24 protein-coding genes and 1 riboswitch are annotated in these 24,847 nt (G+C 56.6%); of the genes, 16 read left to right on the top strand and 8 right to left on the bottom strand.

All coding sequences use genetic code 11. From position 1 onward, the window contains the following. Positions 1 to 86 precede the first annotated feature (86 nt). Both JJB07_RS01285 and JJB07_RS01280 read right to left on the bottom strand, forming a co-directional pair. A complete protein-coding gene (locus JJB07_RS01285) occupies positions 87 to 608 on the bottom strand; it encodes an RICIN domain-containing protein (protein ID WP_201630450.1) in 522 nt (173 codons plus the stop codon). A gap of 157 nt (positions 609 to 765) precedes the next feature. Beyond that, the gene (locus JJB07_RS01280) at positions 766 to 2,223 is read right to left on the bottom strand and encodes a SulP family inorganic anion transporter (protein WP_201630447.1); all 1,458 of its coding nucleotides are present in this window, start codon (positions 2,221 to 2,223) and stop codon (positions 766 to 768) included. Positions 2,224 to 2,365: 142 nt separating this feature from the next. Here JJB07_RS01280 and JJB07_RS01275 point away from each other — a divergent pair, with 142 nt between their 5' ends. Together JJB07_RS01275 and JJB07_RS01270 are read left to right on the top strand one after the other, a co-directional pair. Beyond that, the gene (locus JJB07_RS01275) at positions 2,366 to 3,367 is read left to right on the top strand and encodes a metallophosphoesterase family protein (protein WP_201630445.1); all 1,002 of its coding nucleotides are present in this window, start codon (positions 2,366 to 2,368) and stop codon (positions 3,365 to 3,367) included. A gap of 60 nt (positions 3,368 to 3,427) precedes the next feature. After that, positions 3,428 to 3,525, top strand: a riboswitch (purine riboswitch). 14 nt (positions 3,526 to 3,539) lie between these two features. Then, the gene (locus JJB07_RS01270) at positions 3,540 to 4,991 is read left to right on the top strand and encodes an NAD(P)/FAD-dependent oxidoreductase (protein WP_201630444.1); all 1,452 of its coding nucleotides are present in this window, start codon (positions 3,540 to 3,542) and stop codon (positions 4,989 to 4,991) included. 32 nt (positions 4,992 to 5,023) lie between these two features. Here JJB07_RS01270 and JJB07_RS01265 read toward each other — a convergent pair whose 3' ends face one another. Further along, complete coding sequence (locus JJB07_RS01265) at positions 5,024 to 5,533, bottom strand: hypothetical protein (RefSeq protein WP_201630443.1); 510 nt, start codon at positions 5,531 to 5,533, stop codon at positions 5,024 to 5,026. A gap of 98 nt (positions 5,534 to 5,631) precedes the next feature. Between JJB07_RS01265 and JJB07_RS01260 the strand changes: the two genes are divergently transcribed. The 8 genes from JJB07_RS01260 to JJB07_RS01225 all read left to right on the top strand — a co-directional run bounded on the left by JJB07_RS01260 (position 5,632) and on the right by JJB07_RS01225 (position 12,289). Beyond that, positions 5,632 to 6,414: an alpha/beta hydrolase family protein gene (locus JJB07_RS01260; protein WP_201630442.1), complete on the top strand. Its 783-nt coding sequence runs from the start codon at positions 5,632 to 5,634 to the stop codon at positions 6,412 to 6,414. 128 nt (positions 6,415 to 6,542) lie between these two features. Continuing rightward, positions 6,543 to 7,178 (top strand): FMN-binding protein, encoded by a 636-nt coding sequence (locus tag JJB07_RS01255; protein WP_236587548.1) that lies wholly within the window; start codon positions 6,543 to 6,545, stop codon positions 7,176 to 7,178. 12 nt (positions 7,179 to 7,190) lie between these two features. Beyond that, the gene (locus JJB07_RS01250) at positions 7,191 to 8,111 is read left to right on the top strand and encodes an FAD:protein FMN transferase (protein ID WP_201632635.1); all 921 of its coding nucleotides are present in this window, start codon (positions 7,191 to 7,193) and stop codon (positions 8,109 to 8,111) included. Positions 8,112 to 8,113: 2 nt separating this feature from the next. Beyond that, positions 8,114 to 8,926 (top strand): RnfABCDGE type electron transport complex subunit D, encoded by an 813-nt coding sequence (locus JJB07_RS01245; RefSeq protein WP_201630441.1) that lies wholly within the window; start codon positions 8,114 to 8,116, stop codon positions 8,924 to 8,926. A 2-nt stretch (positions 8,927 to 8,928) separates the two neighbouring features. Next, complete coding sequence (locus JJB07_RS01240; protein ID WP_201632632.1) at positions 8,929 to 9,603, top strand: response regulator transcription factor; 675 nt, start codon at positions 8,929 to 8,931, stop codon at positions 9,601 to 9,603. 4 nt (positions 9,604 to 9,607) lie between these two features. Further along, the gene (locus JJB07_RS01235; RefSeq protein ID WP_201630440.1) at positions 9,608 to 10,906 is read left to right on the top strand and encodes a sensor histidine kinase; all 1,299 of its coding nucleotides are present in this window, start codon (positions 9,608 to 9,610) and stop codon (positions 10,904 to 10,906) included. A gap of 100 nt (positions 10,907 to 11,006) precedes the next feature. Further along, positions 11,007 to 11,243, top strand: a complete 237-nt coding sequence (locus JJB07_RS01230; protein ID WP_201630439.1) for a YiaA/YiaB family inner membrane protein — start codon at positions 11,007 to 11,009, stop codon at positions 11,241 to 11,243. 110 nt (positions 11,244 to 11,353) lie between these two features. Continuing rightward, the gene (locus JJB07_RS01225; RefSeq protein ID WP_201630437.1) at positions 11,354 to 12,289 is read left to right on the top strand and encodes an ATP-grasp domain-containing protein; all 936 of its coding nucleotides are present in this window, start codon (positions 11,354 to 11,356) and stop codon (positions 12,287 to 12,289) included. Between the two features lie 40 nt (positions 12,290 to 12,329). Here the strand turns inward: JJB07_RS01225 and JJB07_RS01220 are convergent, their stop codons facing one another. Both JJB07_RS01220 and JJB07_RS01215 read right to left on the bottom strand, forming a co-directional pair. Further along, positions 12,330 to 13,304: an alpha/beta hydrolase gene (locus JJB07_RS01220; protein WP_201630435.1), complete on the bottom strand. Its 975-nt coding sequence runs from the start codon at positions 13,302 to 13,304 to the stop codon at positions 12,330 to 12,332. 95 nt (positions 13,305 to 13,399) lie between these two features. Continuing rightward, positions 13,400 to 14,944 carry a protein O-GlcNAcase gene (locus tag JJB07_RS01215; protein WP_201630433.1) on the bottom strand — a complete coding sequence of 515 codons (1,545 nt, stop codon included), beginning with the start codon at positions 14,942 to 14,944 and terminating at the stop codon, positions 13,400 to 13,402. Between the two features lie 117 nt (positions 14,945 to 15,061). Between JJB07_RS01215 and JJB07_RS01210 the strand changes: the two genes are divergently transcribed. Genes JJB07_RS01210 through JJB07_RS01200 form a run of 3 tightly spaced genes read left to right on the top strand, consistent with a single transcriptional unit; the run spans position 15,062 to position 16,854 of the window. Continuing rightward, on the top strand, positions 15,062 to 15,562 hold the full coding sequence (locus JJB07_RS01210; RefSeq protein WP_201630431.1) for a YfcE family phosphodiesterase: 501 nt from the start codon (positions 15,062 to 15,064) through the stop codon (positions 15,560 to 15,562). A gap of 33 nt (positions 15,563 to 15,595) precedes the next feature. Then, positions 15,596 to 16,390, top strand: a complete 795-nt coding sequence (locus tag JJB07_RS01205) for a thymidylate synthase (RefSeq protein ID WP_201630429.1) — start codon at positions 15,596 to 15,598, stop codon at positions 16,388 to 16,390. Beyond that, entirely contained in the window at positions 16,387 to 16,854 is a 468-nt protein-coding gene (locus JJB07_RS01200; protein WP_201630428.1) for a dihydrofolate reductase, read from the top strand. The genes JJB07_RS01205 and JJB07_RS01200 overlap by 4 nt, the downstream gene beginning before the upstream one ends. Positions 16,855 to 16,912: 58 nt before the next feature. On the opposite strand, the gene JJB07_RS01195 is transcribed toward JJB07_RS01200, so the two are convergent. Further along, positions 16,913 to 18,862 carry an N-acetylmuramoyl-L-alanine amidase gene (locus JJB07_RS01195; RefSeq protein ID WP_201630426.1) on the bottom strand — a complete coding sequence of 650 codons (1,950 nt, stop codon included), beginning with the start codon at positions 18,860 to 18,862 and terminating at the stop codon, positions 16,913 to 16,915. Positions 18,863 to 19,071: 209 nt separating this feature from the next. On the opposite strand from JJB07_RS01195, the gene JJB07_RS01190 reads away from it, so the two are divergent. Further along, positions 19,072 to 19,443 (top strand): VOC family protein, encoded by a 372-nt coding sequence (locus JJB07_RS01190; RefSeq protein WP_201630424.1) that lies wholly within the window; start codon positions 19,072 to 19,074, stop codon positions 19,441 to 19,443. A gap of 51 nt (positions 19,444 to 19,494) precedes the next feature. On the opposite strand, the gene JJB07_RS01185 is transcribed toward JJB07_RS01190, so the two are convergent. Both JJB07_RS01185 and JJB07_RS01180 read right to left on the bottom strand, forming a co-directional pair. Continuing rightward, positions 19,495 to 19,959 carry a GNAT family N-acetyltransferase gene (locus tag JJB07_RS01185; protein ID WP_201630422.1) on the bottom strand — a complete coding sequence of 155 codons (465 nt, stop codon included), beginning with the start codon at positions 19,957 to 19,959 and terminating at the stop codon, positions 19,495 to 19,497. Positions 19,960 to 19,976: 17 nt separating this feature from the next. Beyond that, the gene (locus JJB07_RS01180; protein ID WP_201630420.1) at positions 19,977 to 21,293 is read right to left on the bottom strand and encodes an MATE family efflux transporter; all 1,317 of its coding nucleotides are present in this window, start codon (positions 21,291 to 21,293) and stop codon (positions 19,977 to 19,979) included. A gap of 192 nt (positions 21,294 to 21,485) precedes the next feature. Between JJB07_RS01180 and kynA the strand changes: the two genes are divergently transcribed. Next, the gene (kynA, locus tag JJB07_RS01175) at positions 21,486 to 22,325 is read left to right on the top strand and encodes a tryptophan 2,3-dioxygenase (RefSeq protein ID WP_201630418.1); all 840 of its coding nucleotides are present in this window, start codon (positions 21,486 to 21,488) and stop codon (positions 22,323 to 22,325) included. Between the two features lie 91 nt (positions 22,326 to 22,416). Continuing rightward, the gene (locus tag JJB07_RS01170) at positions 22,417 to 24,831 is read left to right on the top strand and encodes a penicillin acylase family protein (RefSeq protein WP_201630416.1); all 2,415 of its coding nucleotides are present in this window, start codon (positions 22,417 to 22,419) and stop codon (positions 24,829 to 24,831) included. Positions 24,832 to 24,847 lie beyond the last annotated feature (16 nt).

Genomic DNA, 24,847 nt, shown 5'->3' with positions numbered 1-24,847 from the left:
TGCAGCGGTACAAAAAAGACAAGCACCTACTTGTGTAGATGCTTGTCTTTTTGTATGGTACAACCTGCTATCAGGTTGAGGCGTACTTAGAGTGCTTGGATGCTCCAGAGCTGAGAGTTAACCCCGGAGAGGGATTGCCAGAGGTTGACATTGCCTCCATCGGACGTGGAGTTGAATTCAATATCAAATACCTTGCCATAGAGTTTGGAGGCAATTTTGTAGGAGCTTCCGAAGGGTTGGATGTCCCATTTTTCACTTTCCCGATTGTCGAAGTACCATTGCCAAACCTTGGAGCCGTTGGATGATCCAGAAGCATCTGCTGCCAACCCGCTGTTGACATTGATGATGTAGTAGTACCCGTCAGTGGACGGTTTCAGTTTCCATTGCTGACTTGCCAATCCCATATAGGTCCACTGATGAAGTCTGTAGCTTGCTTCGGTGGAATTATATTCTACGTCCAGTGCTTTCCCGCTGTTTTGATTGACAATTTTGTAGGTCGCGAACGGATCAAACGTCGCTGCATGCGCAGCAGAACTCAATCCAACTGTGGAACCCGCGAACAGAATCGCACCCAACGCCATCATTGCGAACAACTTCGATTTTTTCATAACAACTCTCCTTTTGTTTTATGTTTTAGATATTATCATATGAAAAAATATTTAGATAGAGAATAACCTGTCGAATAATAATTTATTTTTTAAAACAAAAAAAGATCGTCAACGAAGCTTTCTCATCGACGATCTTTTTGATCCTACGTGTACTTTTCTACTGCGCACTGTTGATCTTCAATCCAACGCGCTCCATCAGGAAACGGCTCTCGTCGTTGAGGCCGACGAGCGTTCCTACCTTGCCTGACTCCCGGTACTTGTTCAGCACTTTGGAGATCGCCGTGACCGCCGAATGGTCCCAGACGTGCGAACCGCTGAAGTCGATCACGATCTGGGAAGGGTCGTTATCCACCTCGAACATGTCGAGGAACTGGCTCGTCGTCCCGAAAAACAACGGCCCCGTCACATGGTAGACCTTGCGAGTCCCACCCTGTTCGAAGCTGCTGGAAACCTTCAATCTCGAAATCTTCCAGCCAAACAGCAGCGCCGAAATGACAACCCCGGCCAGCACGCCTTTGGACAAGTCATGAGTCGCCACGACAATTCCCATCGTCAGGAGCATCACGAACGCTTCACTCACCGGCATGCGACGAATGTGCAAGATCGACTTCCAATCAAACGTCCCAATCGAGACCATGAACATCACGCCGACCAGCGCCGCCATCGGAATCTGCCGCACCACGTCACTGAGCACCAGCAACAGAAACACCAAGAACAACCCTGCCCAAAAAGTCCCCAGTCTTCCGCGCCCACCCGATTTCACATGGATCACAGACTGCCCGATCATCGCACAGCCCGCCATGCCGCCGAAGAATCCGGTCACGACGTTGGCGAGACCTTGGCCGCGAATTTCGCGGTTTTTGTCACTCTTGGTCTGGGTCATTTCATCGAGGATTGTCGCCGTCAGCAACGACTCGAACATCCCGACCACCGCAAGGGAGAGCGAGAACGGCAGGAGGATCTTCAACGTTTCGAACGTGAACGGAATGTTGGCGATATGGAAACTCGGCAAGTCTCGCGTAATTGTGCCCATATCCCCGACCGTCCGCAAGTCCGCGCCTGTCCAAACCGCGACAATCGTCATCACGATGATGGCCAGCAACGCCGACGGAAATTTTTTCGTGACCCGCGGGAACAAGTAGATGATCGCCAGCGTCCCCGCAACCATCGCGTACATCTCCCAGCCGACATCGACGAACTGTGGCAACTGCGCCATGAAGATCAAGATCGCCAACGCATTCACAAAGCCCAGAATCACCGACTGCGGCAAAAACGTAATAAACCGCCCGACTCGAAACACGCCGAGCAAATATTGAATGATACCCGTGAGAACCGTCGCGGCAAACATGTATTCAATCCCATAATCGCGAACCACGTTGACCATCACCAACGCCATCGCGCCCGTCGCCGCCGAGATCATACCCGGTCGTCCACCCGCGAACGCCACGACCATGGCAATGGTAAAGGAAGCAAACAGACCGACCATCGGATTCACACCGGCAATAATCGCAAACGCAATTGCCTCGGGAATCAGCGCAAACGCAACCGTCATCCCCGCGAGAATGTCACCGCGTATGTTGGAAAACCAAGCTTGTTTGTAAGTTAGAGTGTGCATGAAGGACCTCCCTTTTTATAAGCATTAACCCCCGAACGATATCATACCTCCCGCTCTCTCGCAAGATTAACGCCTGTACATTCACCTCTTTTTGCTTTCCTTTTTATTTGAATTGCGTGTAAAATCAAGTTGAGGTGATCAGATGAAATCGAAGTTATTTGCCTTTTTCCTATCCTGTTTGACCCTGATTGCCTGCTTGGTTCTCTATCCCAAATGGACAACGGAACCGGAACCTGACGTGCAAGCCTCTGTCATCACCCCGAACCCCGATCTCAAATCGCTGACCTTCGAGGTGATCAGCGACACTCATATCAACCACGGAGACGTCGCGACGCAGACGAAGTTTCGCAATGTGCTCACCGACATCAACAAAGCCGCTCCGCACTCCGATCTGCTCGTGATCAACGGAGACCTCAGCAACGGGTTCCCGGACGACTATCGCACGCTGCGCAAACTGCTCGCCGAAACGCCGCACCCGCCAACGGAAGTGACGATTGGAAACCATGAGTTCTACGCAGCTTTCTACGACGCAAGCGAGACGATGAACAAAACTTCATTCCCCAACGGCGACACCGATGAAAAAGCGCTCCAACGCTTCCTCGATTTCGCCGGTCGCAAGCAAGTCTACACGGAAAAAATCATCAAAGGCTACCACTTCCTCTTCCTCGGCTCTGAAAAGTCCCGCATGAGCGATCCGTCCTTCAACGACGACGCGTACTTATCCGAAACCCAACTGAACTGGTTGCAAGAAAAACTACAAGCAGCCCCCGCCGACAAGCCGACGTTTCTCTTTCTCCATCAACCCTTGCCTTACACCGTCTCCGGCACCGCCCGCCCAGGTTGGAACCGAACGGTCATCCAGCATGAACTCCTGAAAAAAATCCTCTCCGCGCACCCGAACGTCATCTTCTTCTCCGGTCACACGCACATCAACCTCGACCGCCCGACGACTTTTTTCCAAGAGAGGTTCCTCATGGTCAACGAATCCTCGGCCGGCCGCCCGTACAATCCGGACGGCAAGCAACGCCCCGACAGCGAAGGAATGTTCGTGGAAGTGCAAAACGGCAACGTCACCATTCGCGGGAGAGATTTCACCGGAAAGTGGATCCCAAACGTCGTTTACACATGGAAACCCGCGCAGTAAGGGTTTCCTTTTTCACGAACAAAAAATAATGGTCATTGACTATTGTTCGTGTTTTCCCGTACAATGAAACCCGTTGAGACTCGTATACGCTGGGAATATGGCTCAGTGTCTCTACCGGTACCCGTAAAGTGCCGACTACGTGTCCTGTGAACCTGAAAGGGGAGACCTGACGATGTTGTATGACGTGATCATCGTGGGCGCAGGGCCCAGTGGAATTTTTGCAGCTTATGAATTGACTCATCTCGATCCGAACGCCAACGTTCTGTTGATCGACAAAGGCCTCGATATCTACCACCGCCGTTGTCCGATTCTGGAGGAGAAGTTGGTCAAATGCCCGCCCGCTCACCAGAAAAAAGAATACGCCGGCTGCCTGCCCGCTTGCTCCATCACGGCCGGTTGGGGCGGCGCAGGTGCGTACAGCGACGGCAAATTCAACCTCACCACCGAATTCGGCGGCTGGATGGGCGACTATCTCTCTCCCTCCGAAGTGCTGAAATTAATTGAATACGCTGACGAAATCAACCTCGCACACGGCGGGACGACGACGATCACCGACCCGACCACGCCGTCCGTTTCCGATATCGAACGCAAGGCGCAATCTGCCGGACTCAAGCTCCTCAAAGCCCGCGTGCGCCACCTCGGCACCGAAGAGAACTTGAAGATCCTCTCGAACATTTTCGAAACGATGGACTCCAAGATCGAGACCCGTTTCAAAACCTACGTCGAGGACGTACTCGTCGAAGATACCGCTGACGGCCCGGTCGTCACAGGCGTCGTTTTGAAAAACGGCGAAGAACTTCGCGCCAAAAAAGTCATCATCGGCCCCGGCCGCGACGGCTCGCAATGGTTGTCCGAGCTTCTGAAACGCCAAGGTCTGCGCATGCACAACAACCAAGTGGACATCGGAGTCCGCGTGGAAACGACCGACGTCATTATGGACGAAATCAACAAGCATCTCTATGAAGCGAAGTTTGTGTTCAACACCAGCGTCGGCACCCGTGTGCGCACGTTCTGCTCCAATCCGTCGGGTCACGTGGTCGTGGAGAACCACTCCGGCGTCATGACGGCGAACGGCCACTCGTACAAAGACCCGAAGCTCGGCTCGAAAAACACGAACTTTGCCCTGCTCGTCTCGCATACGTTCACCGACCCGTTTGACAAGCCGATCGAGTACGCCAAGGAAATCTCCCGCCGCGCGAACGACCTCTCCAACGGCTCCGTCATCGTGCAAAAGTACGGCGACATCCTCAAAGGCCGCCGCTCGACGCCGAAGCGCATCGCAGAAGGTTTCCTCGAACCGACGCTCAAAGAGGCGGTTCCGGGCGACCTCGGCCTCGTGCTTCCGTACAACACGATGAAGTCGCTGATCGAGATGATGGATGCCCTCGACAAAGTAACGCCGGGCATCGCGTCGGAGCACACGCTGTTCTACGGCGTCGAAGCGAAGTTCTACTCCGCTCGCCCGAAGCTCACCGACAAGTTCGAGACGGAAATCTCCGGCCTGTTCACCATCGGGGACGGTGCGGGGATTACCCGTGGTCTCGCCCAAGCATCGGCTGCCGGCGTCCACGTCGCTCGCTACATTCACAAGACCCTGTCCGAACGCCAAGTCGTCACCCAATAGTTCGGAAAAAAAAGGATGAGTCCCTCGTGGGCTCATCCTTTTTGTACAAGCGGCAGGCGATCGGCGAGTTGGCGATGACGGGCGAGGGTGTAGAGTTCGTCGAAGAACGCGGGAACTTCCTCGGGGGCTTGCGGCAGACGGACCGTGACGTCGAGCGAGCCGAGGAGTTGTTTGAAGTGGGCTTTGCGCTCTGCGTTGAGCCCGTCTCGTTTGAGCGGGTTGTATTTCCAGAGCAGGTCGCAGCCGTCTGCGTGTTCGACGACGTTTTGCAATTCGGCGACGGTGGTGGAGCGGTCGTGGGGGTAGACGACGAGGTAGTAGTTGTTCTTGCGGTGCCAGTCGATCCATACATAATAGTAGCTTTCCTCGCCGATGCGCGTCACATGGAAACAGCCCACCGTCGGCTTGCCGTTCACCCATTGATGAAAACCTTGCAACGTGCCGCCTGGAGTCGGGAGTCGATCCACTTCATAACGGTCCACAGGCGTTTTTCCAAATGCTTCGAGGATGTCGGAGAGAGAGTTTGCAAGTTCCGGAGTCATTCTGGGGCCTCCTCATAGATTGTAGCTTCTACGATACACAAAAGTGGATTGAATTGGTAGAATGAACTCAACAACAGGGAAGTACAGGAGGGATGGAGATGACGATGATGTCTTTGCTTAAAGTTCCGTCGGGGGATGCCATGATGGTCGGTCGTATGTTCACGCCGGAGGGTGTCGGCCCGCATCCGACTCTTTTGTTGCTGCACGGTTTTCCGGGGGCGCAACAGAATCACGACCTTGCCGTCGCGATGCGCAAGGCGGGATGGAGTGTGTTGTTGTTGAACTACCGAGGCGCGTGGGGAAGCCAAGGGAATTTTTCGTTTGCGAATGCGTTGGAAGATGTACAGGCGGCGCTTGCGTATCTGCGTCGGGAGGATGTCGTGGCGGAATTCAAACTGGACACGTCGAAACTCGTGCTGGTCGGACACAGCATGGGTGGGTTCCTCAGCCTCATGACGACGGCGGGAGATGCAGACGTGACGGGGGTTGCTTCGATTTCCGGATTCAACTTCGGGCTGGCGGCCGAGATTGTGGGAGATGATGAACGGTCGCTGGCAGAAGTGACGGCGATGTTCGAGGAATCCACGTTCTTTCTCACCGGAATCAACGGTCGCGAACTGACCCAACAGATCGCCGACCACGGTGCGGCTTGGAACCTCGTACACCAAGCAAAGTCGATCACCACCCGTCCGGTGCTCCTCCTCGGCGCTCTGCGCGACGATGTTGGACCGACGGCGTTGCATCACGACTCCTTGGTCGAAGCGTTCCAACGAGCAAACGCCCAACACCTGCAACACCTCACCGTCGACACCGACCACAACTGGGACGACGCCCGCGAAGCCTTGGCCGAACACCTGTTGAGCTGGCTCGCGAAGATCTAATTCGTATTAAAAAACCGCCCTGTGTGCCGGGCGGTTTTTTTCTTAGAAACCTCAAATGGAAAACAAATTTTCCGTTGGTATACTGGACTCATCTAGATGGAAGTACGAATTTGAAGGGAGAGAGTTGAATGGCCAGAAAAGCGGATAAGATCGCGGCGCTGTGCGGAGCGGCGATTGGTGCAATTTATGTGGCGGGGTATCTGGTGACCGATCCGAGTTCGGCGCAGGCGATGCAGAATCAGGCTTCGTCTGTGATGGCAGCGGTCAACTCGCCTGATTCTCATACAGCACCCAATCAACAACAGCAACAAGGCTTCCAAGGACAAAGAGGTCGCGACCACGGCGGTCGCTTCCCTCAAGGGCAACGTGGCGATGCCCCTCCCGGCAACGGAAACTTCAACAACCAAGCTCCCAACACCACTCCCAACGGCGGGCAAAGCAAGGCAAATACCCAAGGGCAGACTTCCAACTCCAACACGACATCGTCCGCATCTACCGGCACTTACAAGGACGGCACGTACACCGGCATGGGCTCCAACCGCATCGGCTCAGTGGAAGTTGCGGTCACCATCCAGGGTGGCAAAATCGCAGCGGTAGAAATCACCAATTGTGACACACACTATCCGCAGAGCCGAATTGACGGGCTTCCTGCCCAAGCGGTCGAGCGTCAGAGTTCAAAAGTGGACACCGTCAGCGGTGCCACCAAGTCCACAGACGACTTCCGCAACGCAATGAACCAAGCCCTCGCGCAAGCACAGGCGTAGGCTCAACACGTGATGACGATTCCCATTCAGCCTACCAAACTCACTCGTGCCGCCTTGCATATGGATACATTGGTCACGATTCAACTCGTATCTGCGGAACCAACGGACCTTCTGCACCGTCAACTCGACCGTGCATTCACCGCATTCACCGCCGTCGAGCAAGTCTGCAGTCGCTTCTCCCCTGAGAGCGAACTGCGCCAACTCTGCCAAAAAATCGGAGCGCCGACCCCCGTCAGCCCTCTACTGTTTGAAGCAATCCGAATCGCCCTCGAAATCGCTGACCTCACCGAAGGCGTTTTCGACCCCACTATCGGGCACCACATGGAAAGCCAAGGCTTCAACCGCAACTACCTCACCGGGGAAAAAACGCTCCCGCCACCTCTTGCGGACCTCCACGTCCCGGCTACCTATCGCGACGTCCTATTAGATGAAGAAACACGCACCGTCCTCCTCCAAAAACCGCTCCGTCTCGACCTCGGAGCGGTCGCCAAAGGTCTCGCCGTCGACCTCGCCGCACAGGAATTGCGTAGCTCTGCCGGCTTTCTGATCAACGCCGGCGGCGATGTCTACGCAGGAGGTCTCAACGAACGAGGAGAACCGTGGCAAGTCGGCATCCAACACCCGACGCAGCCCCACGACATCATCACCTCGCTCTCGCTCACCAACGCCGCGATTTGCACATCCGGCAGTTACGAACGAATCTCCCGCGAGAACCCGAACACGCACCATCTGCTCGATCCTCGCACAGGCACATCGGCAAGCCAACTTCTCAGTTGCTCCGTCGTCGCACCGTTTGCGATGCTGGCGGACGCTTTTTCAACAGCAGCGTTTTTGCTCGGCCCCGTGCAAGGCCAAGAACTGCTGCAGGAAGCCGGACTCACCGGAATTTTCATCACACCCGACCTACACATCCACAGAGGCGAGGAGGTTTGAACATGCAACCCGAAGTACCGCTCACCACCGCACCGACCCCAAAACTCAGCTACTGGAACACGCCCAAAGCGTTCGTCCTGCTCTCTCTGCTGTTCCTCTCCGCCATCGGCCTTGGTTTCACCCACAACACGTCGGGCCTGCTCAACGCATCGAGCGCCATCCTCGGGGGCGTGCTGATCGACCTCCCCTTCGCCTTTTTCCAAAAACGAAAAAACAAACTCCCCGACGGCGCGATCCTGACCGGACTGATCGTGGCGATGGTGGTCTCCGTCACCACCCCGTGGTACATCCCGGCCGCCACCGCTGCTCTCGGCGTTTTGCTCAAAAATCTCCTGCGCGTGCGCAAAAAACCGATGCTCAACCCTGCCGCCATCGGTCTCTTGCTCGGCGTTCTTCTCCTCTCCACCGACCAAGACTGGTGGGGCGGTATGGCAGAACTTTCACCTTGGTGGACCCTTGCCCTGCTGCTCATCGGCTTTGCCATCACCCGCAAAGTCAACAAGTACGCCCAAGTGCTCACGTTCCTCGGCGTCTACGTTCTCGCGTTTCTCGTGCTGGCACTGCTCGGAATCGACACCGACCTCGCCAGCGACGCCCTGCGAACGCCGTTTGTGAATTCCGCACTGTTCCTCGGTTTTGTCATGCTGACCGACCCGCCGACCTCGCCGGGTCGAACGTCTGACCAAATCGTATTTGCCCTGATCGCCGCCGTGGTCAGCGTCGCGCTCTATCTCCTCTGGGGAGGTCTCGCGTACCTGCTGATCGGTCTGCTGACGGCGAATCTCTGGAATGCTTGGAGGCTCTGGAAAAAATGACGATGAAAGTCCTCGTTGTCGAAGACGACCGTGCCCTGCGACACGCGGTTGTCAACATCTTGCAAGACGAATCTTATCTCACCGAAGAGGCCGAAGCGGGCGACGAAGGTCTCTTGCTCGCCGAAAGCAATTCCTACGACCTCCTCGTGCTCGACATCATGCTCCCCGGTCTCGACGGCCTCTCGCTCATCAAGCGTCTTCGGCAAAAAGGCATCAAGACCCCTGCGCTTTTTCTCACCGCCAAAGACTCGGTGGACGCCCGCGTCAAAGGCTTGGATGCCGGCGCAGACGACTACCTCGTCAAACCGTTTGCCACCGAAGAACTGCTCGCCCGCATCCGCGCTCTCTTGCGTCGGGACGGCAAGCTCGCCCCGGAGGGAGAGCTGTCGTACGGACCCCTCTCCTTTTTGCCGAAAGAGCATGACGGCTGTGTCCACGGCACGCCGCTCAAACTCACCAACAAAGAATTCGAGTTGCTGCAATACATGGTGCAGAACCGCGAGCAGATCCTCTCCCGCAGTCAGATCTTCGACCGCATCTGGGGCTTGGATTCGGAAGCCAACGACTCCATCGTCGACCTCTACATCCACTACTTGCGCAAAAAACTCACCCCGTTCCACTGTGAGTCCATGATTCGCACCGTGCGAGGGATCGGCTACATGCTCAAGGAGGCGTAGGCGCATGTTCAAAAAAACGAAGCTGCGCCTCGTGTTGCTCAACACCTTGGTGTTTTTTCTGCTGTTGACGGCGTTCTCCACGACGCTGTATCTGTACACCAAAGAGCGCTTGTACTCCCAAACGGACCACAACTTGCAGGACAATGCCCAGCACTTCCTCAACGATGCCTCGCACGGTCAACTGGATCGTCGTCCGCTCGATCAGGGGCGCGAAGCGGAACGGCGGGTCGTCTACGTGCTCTGGGATGACAAGGGCAACGCGGCGTTGCAGATGCCGGAGGGAGCGCTTTTTCAAGAAGATATGGAAAAGTTGAGCCCCGACCCGGATCATGACGGCGATCCCAAAAAACCTCCGGGCAAGGGACAGCCGGGACAGTTCCACACCGTCTCCATCGGCGGCAACGACTATCGTGTCTACAACGTGCCCGTGCAAATGAAGATGGCAAACGGCACGTCGATCCAAACCCTTCAATTGCTCACCGGCCTGCAACAATCGCAAGAAATGATGACCAGCATGCTCTGGGTCATCATCGTCGCCGGCGCAGTCTGCGCGTTGGTCGCCGTGGGGGCGGGCGTCTATCTCGCCACCCGAGCCCTGCGTCCGATTCAACAGGCCTGGAACAAACAGCAAGAGTTCGTCGCCGACGCCTCTCATGAACTTCGCACTCCGCTCACCGTGATGAAAACGTCTCTGGAACGCCTCTTCCGCCATCCGGACAACACCATCGAGCAGGAGAGCGTCGGAATTTCGGACGCCATCGAAGAGACCAACCGCATGAGCAAACTGGTCTCGCAACTGCTCACACTCGCCCGCTCCGATTCGAACGAATTGGAGATTCTCCGCCAACCGATGCGTGTGGACGAGCTGGTCGGGCGCATGGTCGAACGGTTCCGCGAATTCGCGATGCTCAAGGACATTGAAATTCACTCCTCCCTCGACGAACTCCCTGTCGAAATTCTCGGCGACGAAGAGCGGTTGCAGCAGTTGCTCGTCATCCTCTTGGACAACGCGTTGAAATACACCGAGGAGAGCGGGCGTGTCCACGTCACCTGCCGAAAAACCGCCAACCACGTGCAAATCGAAGTCACCGACACCGGCATCGGGATTTCCGCCGAAGACTTGCCTCGCATCTTCGACCGCTTTTTCCGCGGGGACAAGATGAGGGCGCGCACGCATCCGGGCACAGGTCTCGGGCTGTCGATCGCCCAGTGGATCGTCGAAGCGCACGGGGGCAAGATTCGTGCGGAGAGCGTGCCGGGACAGGGCACGACGATCTCGGTACGACTGCCGGCACGCGGATAACAAGAGTGCATTTACCTCCGATTATAATGAGATTTTAGTTTCCTAGTTGCCAAGGGATAAATTTCATTGTAAGATGTCATTATTTAGGAGGGGTTCGCACATGGGCAAACGCAATACGCAAGCATTTACGTTTTTGGCTTGGGCCTCATTTGTTTTGGCGACGTTCGCGATGTTTATCGGCATCTATACCCTGGATGCAGACCTGTCCGTCAAGGGCTACTACTCGGTTACCGCTCTCTTCCTGATCATGTCGTCCTTCGTGTTGCAAAAAACGATCCGCGACAACCAAGAAGACACCGAACGACTCCCCAAGAAGCCGGAACCGCCGATTCTGTAAAAAAAAGACCCGCCCGCCGCTTGTGCAGGGGCGGGTTTTCTTTGTTTTCCGAGCGGGATTCACTGTGTTATAATAAAGCAAAATTCTGTACAGCAAAGGACGTATGCCCGATGGCGAAAATTTATGTGATCCATGAAAACAGCGAGTGGACGGTACACCTGACCCGCCGTCTGGAGGAACTGAACTTGCCGTACGAGGAGTGGCATCTCGACCAAGGCACCCTCGATTTGACGCAGGCACCGCCGGAGGGGATTTTTTACTCCCGTATGAGTGCGTCGGCGCATACGCGAGATCATCGTTTTGCCCCGGAGTTTACGTCGAACGTGTTGGCTTGGCTGGAAGCGCATGGTCGCACCGTGTTCAACGGCACTCGCGCGTTGGAGCTCGAAGTGAGCAAGGTCAAGCAATACCTCGCGCTCAACGCCGGCGGTGTTCGCACGCCGAAAACGACGGCTGCGGTGGGCAAGGAGCAAATTTTAGAAGCGGCACGCGCCTATGCGGGTCAGCCGTTTATCACAAAGCACAACCGCGCCGGCAAGGGCTTGGGTGTGCAATTGTTCCAGACGTTGGAGGGCCTTGAGGGATATCTGAACTCGGAGGCGTTTGAGGAGCCGGTGGATGGCATTACGCTCATTCAGGAGTACATCCAAGCGCCGGAGCCGTATATTACGCGTTGTGAATTTGTCGGCGGGCAGTTTGTGTATGCAGTTCGCGTGGATACGTCGGGCGGGTTCGAGCTGTGCCCGGCCGATGCGTGCCAGATCGGCGATCTGTTCTGCCCGGTGGGCGAGCAAGTGGAGGAGAAGCCGAAGTTCCAGATTCAAGAGGGCTTCCAAGACCCGATTCTGGAGAAGTACGCGGCGGTGTTGAAAGCGAACCACGTCCAAGTGGCGGGGATCGAGTTCATCCGCGATGCAGCGGGGGAAATCTACACCTACGACATCAACACGAACACCAACTACAACTCCGACGCCGAAGCTGCAGCCGGCAAGTTCGGCATGCTCGAAGTCGCGAAGTTCCTCGGTGCGGAACTCGCGAAACTATAGAAAAAAAGACCCGTGGAGCCATCGCTTCACGGGTCTCTTTTTAGGAAGGCATTTGAAAGGCAGATTGACGCAGTACGGCGGCGAGGTCTTGTAAACCCTCACGTGCCTGATCCAAAAACGCGGTCATCGCCAGGAATCCGTGAACCATCCCGTCGTAGCGGGTGTGGGTGCAGGGCACGCCCGCTTTTTTCAGAAGTGAGGCGTATGCTTCGCCTTCGTCGCGCAGAGGGTCGTACTCGGCGGTGAGGACGTGGGCGGGCGGGAGAGTGCTCAGGTTTTCAAGAGGGTGCAAAAGCGGCGAGACCAGCGGGTTTTGGAAGTCTTGCTCATGATGTACGTAGTGGCTGTGGAAGTAGTGCAAGAGGGTGTCGTCGAGTTGGTATCCCTTGGCGAATTGCTTTTTGGAGTGCGTTTGGGCGTCGAGGTCGGTGGCGGGGTAGAGGAGCAGTTGGAAGCAGGGTTGGAAGTCCCCGCGTTCCTTGGCCAGACGGCAGACTCCGGTCGCGAGGTTGCCGCCTGCGCTGTCTCCTCCAACAGCGATGCGTGTGGGATCGAGGTGAAGTTCGGCGGCGTTTTGGAATACCCACTGCGTCGCAGCGTAGGCATCCCACAGTCCCGTCGGAAACTTGTATTCAGGGGCGAGACGGTAATTGACGGAGATCACCACACAGGGAGTCAAATTCGTCAGCGCCCTACAGATTTCGTCGTGCGATTCGAGGCTTCCGAGCACAAACCCTCCTCCGTGGAAAAAAACCAGTGCGGGCATGGGGCCCGTTTCTGTGCGTTCGGGTATGTAGATGCGGACTTTGATCTCGCCGTCTGCTACGGGGATCATGCGATCTTGTACCTCCTGCACTGGTTCCGGCGGGACCAATTTGCCCACCGCTTGTCTGGCGCGCAGGTGTCGGACGGTCAACGCTTTGCGGGCCGCCGGCGGTTGCAGAGTTTCGAGTGGCGGGAGTTTGCTTTTGGCGAGCAGTTCCATCATTCGGGTGACTTGCGGGTCGAGGGTCATAAATGGCGAAACCTCCTTTCTTGACTGCTATTTACTAGTATAGTAGAGATGGAAAAAAACCGCACGGCTTTACGCGTGCGGTTTTCTTTTTTCACCTAGTGGGCGGCGGCTTGTTGGGCGAAAGTGAGGAGGTCGGTGCCGATTTTGTAAGAGCTGGATTGGGTGCCGCGAATTTGGGTTTGCAGGTGCTGGCGGAGCGTTGCGTTTTGCGGGTCGTTGAGGGAGTCGAGGGCGGTGAGGTCCACTTGGGCCAGACTTGCGAGTTTCGTAAGCCACGGATTGATTTCGGTGAGCAGGTCGGGATTGCGGACCGTTTGGCTCAGTCGGGTTGGCAGAGCGGCGAGGTTCTGGAATTCGGCGCGCAGGCGGGATTCTGCTGTGGCGCGGGCTTGCGGGTTCGGTGCGTTCCAGTAGTCGCGGGTCATCTGCACGAACTCGGGGTTGCTCGTCGTGCGCAAGGTGCTTTCCTGTGCATAGCTGCAAAAAAGTTGCCACGCCGCCGGGTCGCCGATGCCGCCGACGGTGGCAGTGGCGTTTTTCCAAGAGGGGGTGGGTTGGTAGCCGGACGGGTTTTGCAGGTAGTCGCTGATGGTGGAGAGGGCGACTTTGGAGGCTTCCTCTTGGAGTTGCGGGTTGGCGATGTAGCCGGAGAGGTGGCCGGGCAGATCGGCATCGCGGCCAACGAGCGGGCCGAGGAAAAGTTGAGGTGCTTTTTTGACGACGTAGGTGTAGTCGTTGACGGGGTAGTTGTCCCAGAGCAACGGTTTGCGGCCGAGGAGGTGGGTGACGGTCTCCGCTTGGGCGGAGGTGATCGTCGGATTTAAAACCCAGTTGCCCGTCCAGATCACAGGGATTGCCGGATCGAGGTTGGCGCGCAGAGTCTGCCAGTACGGGTTGTCTTGGACCCCGTAGTAGGTCGTGGGCGCGAACCAGAGGTGGAAGGTCGGGTCGAGGGTGTGTTCTCGTTGGTACAGATCGTTGGCGAGTGTGATGTGGGCAGATGCGATATTGGTGCCATACTGCGTTTGGTCGGCGGGTTTGAGCGTTTCCTGCACGTCGTCGAAGGACAGGAGGAAGTCATGGACGCCGATGGAGCGGAGTTGGTCGATTTTCGCCGCGAGTTGGTCGCGGTCGGATGGCGAAGAGTAAGTGATGGAACGGGTTTCGTCGTCCGATGTGGAAGTCTCGCCCGGAAGTGGGGCCGGGAGTCCGGGGGAGAGGGAGTAGACGAAATGGATGTTGTTGGTTTCGGCCGATTGCACGAGAGATTGCATCTCGTGCAAGTTGGAAGCGGGGTAGAGACGGCTCCACTGTTTGCGCTGGTACGGGTCGTCCTTGGGCGCGTAGACGTAGGTGTTGAAATGATGCTCGCCCATGAACTGCAACATGCTTTTGCGCTGGGCCAACGTCCACGGATCGCCGTAAAAGCCCTCGATGACACCCCGAATGTCGGAGGAGGCGGGGGAGTCCTGCGACGGTGCCGGAGTCGGGGGAGCTGGTTTCGACGGACTGGTTTGCGAGTTAGGCGTAACGTTCGGGAGAGAAGGCATCGTTTTTTTATGATCAGCGGCATACCACCCAAGCCCCGCCACCACGAGGGCGACCACGCTCAAGTAGATCATCCAAGTCCTAGCTTTCATCAGGCAATGTCATCCTCTCAGAATTTCGATTCTCAACTTGCACATCAATTGGACGCACGAGACCCCCATCTTGAAACAGGGGATTTTTTGTTATCATGTAGGGTGGAGGTGTTGATCGTGAAAATCGGTGTGGTGTCCGATACGCATATGCCCAAGATGGGGAAGCAGCTTCCGAGGGCGTTGCGGGAGGGGTTGCTCGGCGTGGATTTGATTTTGCACGCGGGGGACTGGCAGACGCTCGCTGTCTACGAGTGGTTGGCCAAGATTGCTCCTGTCGAGGGTGTTGCCGGGAATGTGGACGGCGAAGAGATCGTCGAGAAGTTTGGACGGAAAAAGGTGATCTCCGTCGGGAGTTTTCAGATCGGTCTCGTACATGGGGATGGCAAGGGGAAATCGACGGAGCAGCGGGCGCGGGCGGCTTTTTTGGAGGAGTCGGTGGATGTGATTGTGTTTGGGCATTCGCATATTCCGCTGGTAAGGGAGGAGGGGGGAGTTTTGCTTTTTAACCCCGGCTCCCCGACGGACAAGCGGAAACAGCCGCGTTTTTCCTATGGGTTGATTACGGTGGAGGAGTCGTCGATTCGGGCGGAGCATGTGTTTTACGACGACAAAAACTGATAGAATAAGGTCATAGAGAGGGGCGCGGACATCATGAAACAATACTTGGAACTCTGTGAGCACATCCTCACCAACGGCACGACGAAGCAAGACCGCACCGGCACCGGCACGATCTCGGTCTTCGGGCATCAGATGCGGTTCAATTTGGCTGAGGGCTTTCCTTTGGTTACCACGAAAAAAGTTCATTTGAAGTCGATCATCCACGAATTGCTGTGGTTCTTGAAGGGGGACACGAACGTCGCCTACTTGAAGGAGCACGGCGTGTCCATCTGGGACGAATGGGCAAACGAGCAGGGAGACCTAGGGCCGGTGTACGGCAAGCAGTGGGTGAGATGGGAAACGGCGGACGGCAAAGTGATCAACCAGATTCAGAATGTCGTCGACGAGATCAAGCGCAATCCCGATTCTCGGCGGTTGGTGGTGAGTGCGTGGAACGCGGGCGAGTTGGGGGGGATGGCGCTGCAACCCTGCCATACGATGTTCCAATTCTACGTGATCGACGGGAAGCTGTCGTGTCAGCTCTACCAGCGGTCTGGAGATGTGTTCCTCGGCGTACCGTTTAATATTGCGTCGTATGCGTTGCTGACGATGATGGTCGCTCAGGTCTGCGGATTGGGTCTGGGGGATTTCGTTCATACGCTGGGAGACGCTCATATCTACCTGAATCACATCGAGCAAGTAAAATTGCAACTGTCCCGCGAACCTCGTGCGCTCCCGACGATGAAGTTGAATCCGGAGGTGCAAGACATCTTCGGGTTCTCGTTCGGGGACTTTGAGTTGGTCGGGTACGACCCGCACCCTGCGATCAAAGGAGCGGTGTCCGTATGATCTCGTTGATTGTCGCGATGGATGAAAACCGTGTGATCGGCAAGGACAACGCCATGCCTTGGCACTTGCCTGCCGACCTCGCGCACTTCAAAGCTGTGACGATGGGGCACACGGTGGTCATGGGGCGCAAGACGTTCGAGTCGATTGGGAAACCGTTGCCGGGTCGGCGCAATGTGGTGTTGACGCGACAGGTCGATTTTTCGGCGGAGGGTGTCGAAGTGATTCACTCGTTGGAGGAGTTGCCGGAGGGGGACGTTTTTGTCATTGGCGGGGCGGAGTTGTTTCGTGAACTGTTGCCTCGGGCCGATCGGATGTACCTCACGTTGATTCGGCACGCGTTTGAGGGAGATACGTTTTTCCCCGAGTTTGACGGGTTGAACTGGCAAGTTGTGGAGCAGAAACCCGGCGTGGTGGATGAGCGGAATGTCTACCGCCATACGTACTTCACGTTTGAGAGGAAATAAAACAAAGCGGACAAAAAAAAGCCATCGCCCGGTACGAGACCGGACGACGGCTTTTTTCTTATGGCTGGACGACATCCACGTCGCTTGCTTTGACGAACGCGATGCGGTGGTTGAAGGAGATCTGGTAGAACTGGTCGTTGCCTTTGACGACTTTGTACGTCTCCGGGGCGTTGAAGAGTTTCGCGTAGAAGTAGTCGGACGGGACGGTGCCCGCCGAGACGTACACTTGGCCCGGGAGGATGCTGTATTGAAGCGGGTTGTTGACCGCTTTCGGGATGCCGGCCGCGGTGAACGCCGCTGCTTCCGGATAGGCGGTGCCGTAGACCGGGATCGAAGTCAGGCCGGACTTCGGCGTGATCAGCAAGCCGCTGCCCGGAACGGTGTTGGTGCCGTTCGGGTTGTAGAACCAGGCTTTTTGTGCGCCGTACCAGATCGCGGTCCAGTCGCCTTGGACTTCCGCTTGGTAGAAGGTCTGGCCGATCGTCGCTTTGTCGCCCCAGTCGCTGATCTGCGTCGTGCCCGGCACGGTTTTGGCGTGCAGAGCCGGATCGCTCAGAAGCGGTGCGTCAAAGCTCGGAGCTTGGTAGAGGTAGACGAAGTTCGACGGTTGCGCATCGAGAACTTTCGTGCCGTAGAGCAGCGGCGGTTGGTTCGTCGAGAAGTGCGGGTTGATCGTGAGAATCGGGTTGTCGCCGTGCTTCTTGTCATTGCCTTGACCGTTCCCGTTGCTCGGGTTGATCGGTTGGCCCAACAGGTCGAAGTAGTGCGACCAATCCCAGAATGCACCCGGGTCCCAGTGCATCGATTTCTGCGTCGCTTGCGACGTGCCCGGCAGATCGTCATGTCCGAGGATGTGCTGACGGTCGAGCGGGATGTCGTATTTTTGAGCGAGGTACTTCACAAGTTTGGCGGACGCGTGGTACATTTGCTCGCTGTACCAAGCACCGCCCTCCGCTGCGATCCCGCCGTGTTCGATGCCGATGGAGTGCGAGTTGATGTACCAGTTGCCCGCCTGCCACGCGACGTCCTTCGGGTTCACCATCTCGGTGACTTGGCCGTCGACGTTGTTGACAACGAAGTGCGCCGAGACGTAAGACGGGGAGAGGAACGTCCGAATGCCCGCTTCGTAGGTTCCTTCGATGTCGTGGATGATGATGTAGCGAATGTCGTCGCCGTCCTGTTGGCGGTTGCCGATGTCATAGTTGCCGTAGTTGGTTTGGCTCGCCGACAATTGCTTGTAGAGAGCGGGAATCTCCCGGCACTCCAGCCCGTTCGGGCAGTCGGTGCCGGTTTTTTTCGCGTTGCGCAGGTGGAGGCTGTCGGCGGTGGACTTGTTCGGGGTAACTCCTTCGGCCGTCAACGTCGCCGTTTGACCTTCCGGAGTCGTGCGCGATTCGCCGGTTTGGATCGTGGTGTAGACGTCGTTTGCGAAGTCGGTCGCGATCTCGTCGATGTCCGAACCGCTGTACTTCGCTACGGCTCCGTACCAGTCAGATGCCTGAGTCGGAGTCGATCCGACCGTTTCACGCGCATATTGAGCGAGCAGCGCAGCGCCGCCGCGAACGTTTTCGGTGAGATCGGTTTTGAGAACGTCGGTGTTCGTGCCGAGCAGTTCCGCCGCTGCGTCCAACGTGTTCACAGAAAGGTCGTTGTTGGCGGGCAAGGTCGTGACCGACTCGCCCTCAGCGCTTTCGTCAGCGGTTTCCCCGCGAGCGGAGAGGTCCGGCTGGGACAGCGAAGTCAAGTGCATGACGCCGTAGCCGCCCGAGAGAGAAGGCACGCCGACGTGCTGTTCCCAACGGGATTCGTTGTACGAAACGGACATGAGGACATTCAGCGGAACGCCGAACTCCTGTGAGGCTTTTTCAAAAGCGGTTTGCAGAGCATCCGGACTTTGTTGCGGAGTGTCGATGGCACCCGCCGTAGCTTGTGTCGAAGGGAGCGTGGACGGGACAACCAACAGACCCGCCATCAGCACCGCGAGAAACATCGGACGACGCTTGGACATGGATGAAACCTCCTCTTTTTCTAGTACAGGTATTTGTCAAAATTTTATAGAAATAAATCATACACGTCAACAAACAAAAATGGACTCGAAACGACAAGGGGTTTATTTATTTCGTTTATCGAATCTTAACAATTGTCTGTTTCCTAGAATGTTTCTTATGTTGTATACTAGATAAAGACTTCATTTACTAGTTTAGGGGGATACATACGATGAATCGTGTTGTGCATTTTGAATTGTCCGCGAAGGACTTTGAGCGTGCGGCGAAGTTTTACGGAGATGTGTTCGGGTGGACGTTTAACAAGTTTGAGATGCCGGATGGCAACGTGTACTGGATGATCAACACCGGCGAGGAAGGCCCGGGCATCAACGGCGGATTCATGCCGCAACAGGAAAAACCGGAAACCTTCAACACCCTCGGTGTGGCAGACGTCCATGCGAAAGTCGAAGCGGTTGTCGCAGCAGGCGGCGAAGTTCTCTTCCCGGTCGCTACGATTCCGACCGTTGGCTACCTCGCGTATGTCAAAGACACCGAAGGCAACGTATTCGGCATGATGCAAGACGATCCGCAAGCAGGCATGTAAGGTTGAGAAAAAAGGGACTCTCCGTGTGTGGAGAGTCCTTTTTTTGCGTGCTTAGAGGGTTTTGCCCATTCGCCAGCAGAGGTCGTTGAAGCGGTTGCGTTCTTCGGCGAGTTTGGTGAGTCCTTGTTTTTCGTAGAAGGCGACGGCGCGGGCGTTGCGTTGGTCGACGCGCAGGTGGTATTCGGGGAGTTGGAGCTTGCGGAAGACTTCCTCTGTATAGGTGAACATGAGTTGGGCGTATCCGGCTCCGCGTCCCTCGGGGATGACGTAGATCAGAGAGACGTAGCCGACGTGGCGGTCTTCGTAGAGCTGCGTGCGCAGGACGAGTTCTCCGACGATTTGGTTGTCATGCTCGGCGAAGACGAAGCCTTCGGGGAGTTCCTCTGATTTTTGCGTGGCGAACTCGATGTACTCGGCTTCGTCAAACACTTCGTTCGGGTCGGTGGCCGCCGATTTGAAGAAATGAAGCACTTGCTCTTGGTGTTCCGGGACGTTCACAGGTCGAAATGACAGCATGGGTTCCGCGCCTCCTCTCAAGGTACGTACAGAATATCACGTTTCAAGCGATACCGGCGGTAGAGATACGCGCGGGTCATGTGGTCGAGCCCGATGCACATCCAAACGCCGGAGAGTCCGAGGTGAAAGCCGAAGATCAGAATCGGGATGAAGACCAAGCGCACGCCCCACACGCCGAGAATCGTCACCCACATCGTGTAGGTGCTGTTGCCGCCCGCTTGAATCGCCGCGCAGTCGATGAGGTTGGCGGCGAAAAACGGTTGGCAGAAGATGTAGATTCCGAGAACGAGGGTGATCAATTGAATGACGTGCGGTTCGTCGGTGAACCAAAGTGAAATCCAAGGGCTGAGGCACCAGAGCAGCAGGGTCGTCAGCGTCATCGAAACGGCCGCGCCGAGGAATCCCCAGCGGCGAATTTCGGTCAGACGTGCTTGCAGAGTTTGACGGTCTGAGGTCTCGTCGCCGATCGCTTGGCCCATTGCGATGGAAACGCCCGTGGCAAGGCCATCCCCGAGGAGCGAGGTAAAAAGGGAGAGGACGTTGGCGATGTTATTCGCGGCGTAGGGTTCCGTGCCCATGCGCACGACGAAGCTGAGATAAACGGCCTGCCCGCCGCGTTTGAACAGTCGCTCGATGACGGCGGGTACGGCAAACCGCATCATCCGAGCAAGAATCGGGCGGGACAGTTTGAGGTCTCGTCGGGTGGGGAGGTGGTGGGCGGCACGTCTCAGATAGAGACCGAGCGTGAAAAGTTGCACGAGCAGATACGCAACTCCCGCTCCTGCGACGCCCATGTCGAAGCCGAAGATAAAAAGGGCATCGAGTGCGACATGCACGAGGTTCATCTGCAAGCCGACTTTAAGCGGCGTCTGCGTATCGCCGGACGCTCGCAAGCAAGCGGCGAGCATCGTTTGCAGCGCGAGGACCGGCGTGGAACTCAAGACGAGGAAAAAGTACGGCATCGCCGTCCGTTGCAACTCGCCTTGCGCCCCGGCCAGATGCAAAAGCGGCGTGGCAAACAGCAGGCAGAGAATCGCCACGGTGAGGCCGACACTTCCGCCCATAACGAGTCCGTGCCAGACGAGAGACCTCGCGTGGGAGGGAGTTTTTTCCGAAGTGGCGTGCGTTGTAGCTCTGGAGAGAAAAACGGTGACCGTCACCCCGAGCGCGTTCAGAATCGAGAGCAGGATGACGCTGAACATCGATGTGACGCCGACGGCGTTGAGGGAAAGCAAGCCGAGTTTCGCGACGAACAGAGCGTCGACGGCGGCGAGCCCATGTTGCAAACTCAGTTCGCCGATGACGGGCAGAGACAGGGAATAGACGCGGCGCAAATGAATCCCCCCTTCACAGCTAATTCTAGGGGAGAGTTCCGGAAAGCTCTAGACTAGTCTTCATAAATTTGGTACACTGAGAATCAGGTTCTGTCCAAAAATAGAAATTACGTATCCGTGCCGGTTGCAACTCCGCACGGTTTTTTCATGCCTACTGCCACTTCCAAGCCAACACCCGAGGGAGCGACACACATGTCCAATTCGAATCACCCGCACGACAAGCAAGGCCTGCAAATGGATTTTTCCAAAGACATGACGTACGGCGATTACTTGCAGTTGGAGAAAGTTCTGACCAGCCAGCAACGCCTGTCCGACCATCACGACGAGATGCTGTTCATCATCATCCACCAAGCCAGCGAGCTCTGGATGAAGCTGATCCTGCACGAAATGGACGCCGCCCGCGCCTCCATCTTGCAGAACAACTTGGAGCCCGCGTTCAAGATGCTCTCCCGCGTCTCGCGCATCCAAATTCAGTTGATTCAGTCCTGGGACGTGCTCTCGACGCTCACCCCGTCGGAATACATGGAGTTCCGAGACAAACTCGGCCGCTCCTCCGGTTTCCAGTCCTACCAGAACCGCCTGATCGAGTTCATGCTCGGTCGCAAGAACGCCGCCTCGCTTGGCGTCTACCAACACCAAACCGACCTCTACGACATTCTGCAAAAAGCCCTCAACCAACGCTCGATCTACGACGCGGCGATCTGGGCGATGTCGGAGCGCGGTCTGCATCTGGACGAGCAGGCGTTGAACCGCGACTGGTCGCAGGACTACACGCCCAACGAAAGCGTGAAACAAGCCTGGCTTGAAGTCTACCGCAACGTTGACAAGTACTGGGACCTCTACGAACTCGCCGAGAAACTCGTGGACATCGACAACCGCCAGCAACAATGGCGCTACAACCACATGATCACCGTCGAGCGCATCATCGGTTTCAAGATGGGCACCGGCGGCTCGTCGGGCGTGGAGTATTTGAAGCGGGCGTTGGATCACCGCTTTTTCCCGGAGCTGTGGAGCTTGCGGACGGAATTGTAGAAAAAAGAGACCTTGCCACATCTGCGTGGCAGGGTCTTTTTTCTTGCGGAATTTTCTGTCATTATGGAGGGAGAAAAGGAGGGATGTTTGTTTGCAACCGACCGTAACCCCTACACCGAGACGACGACTTCGCTTGTGGCCCAAGCGCCGTCTGTGGAAGATCGTGACTTCCATCGCGCTGGTCTTGGTTCTGCTCCTCCTCACCTCATCCGGCACCGGGTATTATCTGATCTCGAAAAGTCTTCCCGTGGTGGAGGGCACTCTCAAGCTGCACGGCCTCGACAAGCCCGTCACCGTCTGGCGTGACGACCACGGCGTTCCGCACATCGAAGCGACAGATGAACACGACCTCTATCTGGCGCAGGGCTATGTCACCGCCCAAGACCGGATGTTCCAGATGGACCTCTCGCGCCGCCAAGCTTCGGGCGAACTGTCTGAAGTGGTGGGGGAGAAAGCTCTCTCGCGGGATAAATTCTTCCGAACGTTTGGTTTGCGACGGGCGGCAGAAGCAAGTCTGAGTGCGTACTCGCAGGAGGCAAAGCAAGTGCTGGATTGGTATGCGCAAGGTGTGAACGCGTACATCGCGCAAGCCAAGGCAGACAGTTCCCTACCGATTGAGTTTACGCTGCTCGGCTACCAGCCGCGCGACTGGTCGGCGGTCGATTCGCTGACGATCGGCAAGTACATGGCGTTCGACCTCGGCGGGCACTGGCAAGAGCAAGCGTTCCACTACGACCTCGCGCAACATCTCTCTTCGGAAAAAGCGCTCGACCTGTTCCCGTCGTACCCTGTGGACGCGCCGACGATCATCCAAGCGATGAAGGACCATCCGCTGGATGTCGGGCCGTTGCTGGCAGAAGCGGTGAAGCCGAACCCGTTTAACGGGAGCAACAACTGGGTCGTGTCCGGTTCCAAGACGGCGAGCGGCAAGCCGTTGCTCGCGAACGACCCGCATCTGTCGTTGAACACGCCGTCGATTTGGTACGAGACGAATTTGAAAGCGCCGACGCTGAATGTGTCGGGGGTTATTTTCGCCGGCATTCCGGGGATTATCCTCGGGCACAATGACCACATCGCGTGGGGTGTGACCAATGTCGGGCCGGACGTGCAGGACCTCTACATGGAGAAACGCAATCCGGCAAATGAAAATGAATTCGAGTACCAAGGCAAGTGGGAGCCGGCGCAGGTGATCCACGAAGAGATCAAAGTCAAGGATGCGGCTGCCGTGCCTTACGACGTGCGCATCACTCGTCATGGCCCGATCATTTCGGAATTCGCGAATGACAAAAACTCGGATACCGTGCTCTCGATGAAATGGACGGCGTTGCAACCATCCTCGGAGTTGGAAGCGGTGCAGCGTTTCGCAAAGGCGACGAATTGGGAGGAGTTCAAGCAAGCGCTGACCTACTTCCAGACGCCGGCGCAGAATTTTGTGTTCGCTTCGCAGGACGGCACGATTGCGTATCGGGCGAACGGCCTGATTCCGATCCGCACCAAGGGCGATGCTTCGACTCCCGTGCCCGGTTGGACGGGGGAGTATGAGTGGCAAGGTTTCATCCCGTGGGAGGAACTGCCGACCACGGTCAACCCGCCGTCCGGATACATCGCGACGGCGAACAACAAGGTGGTAGGCGACGATTACAAATACCACCTCTCCAACGTCTGGGCGCAACCGTATCGAGAGAAGGAGATTTCGCAGACGCTGGCGGGCAAGTCGGGATTGACGGCGGAAGACATGCAGAAGCTGCAATTCGACCCGACGAACTTGCAAGCGAAGGAATTCCTGCCGATCCTCACCGGCGCCGTACAGAAGCAAAAAGACAAACTGCGCGACATCGACTTGGCCGCGTTGAAGGTGCTTTTTGACTGGGATGCGCGAGATACGTTGGACGCAGGCGGTTCGCTGGTTTACAACTTGTGGGAGAGCGAGTTGCCGAACGTCCTGTTCAAGCCGGAGCTTTCGGAAGAGACGATGGCGCTGTTCGAAGACAAAGCGGGCACCGTCGACCACCTCATTCGCAACGCCGCCAACGGGAAACCGGGACCCTGGGTTCAGGAAAAAGGCGGCCTCGACGCCGTCGCCCTCACCTCGTTCCAACGAGCGGTAGACCGTGCGGTGGAGTTGCAGGGCAAGGATGCGTCAAAATGGAACTGGGGCGACTTCCACCAAGTCCCGTTCCACCATCCACTGGCAGCGGTGAAGCCGCTTGATCTGCTGTTCGACCCTGCAAAAACCCCGGTCCCCGGCTCCAAAGTCACCGTCGAAGCCGCAGGTTGGGACACCACCAACGGCGAAGTCAACCACGGCGGAGCATGGCGAACGGTCGTCGACCTCTCCAATCTGACGCAAACCTACAACGTCGTCGGCCCCGGTCAATCGGGACACTTGCTGTCGCCTTGGTATGACGATCAAGTGAAGGACTGGACGACGGGTGGGTATCATGTAACGAGCACCGACCCGAAGGTGTATCAGCAGAAAGCGAAACAACTAACGCTGACCCCGTAAGTAAAAAAGCCCGAAC

Origin of the sequence: Tumebacillus amylolyticus (assembly GCF_016722965.1) — a bacterium.
GTDB classification, from domain to species: domain Bacteria; phylum Bacillota; class Bacilli; order Tumebacillales; family Tumebacillaceae; genus Tumebacillus; species Tumebacillus amylolyticus.
The sequence above is the reverse complement of the archived record's forward strand: the minus strand, read 5'-3'. Positions and strand labels throughout refer to the sequence as shown.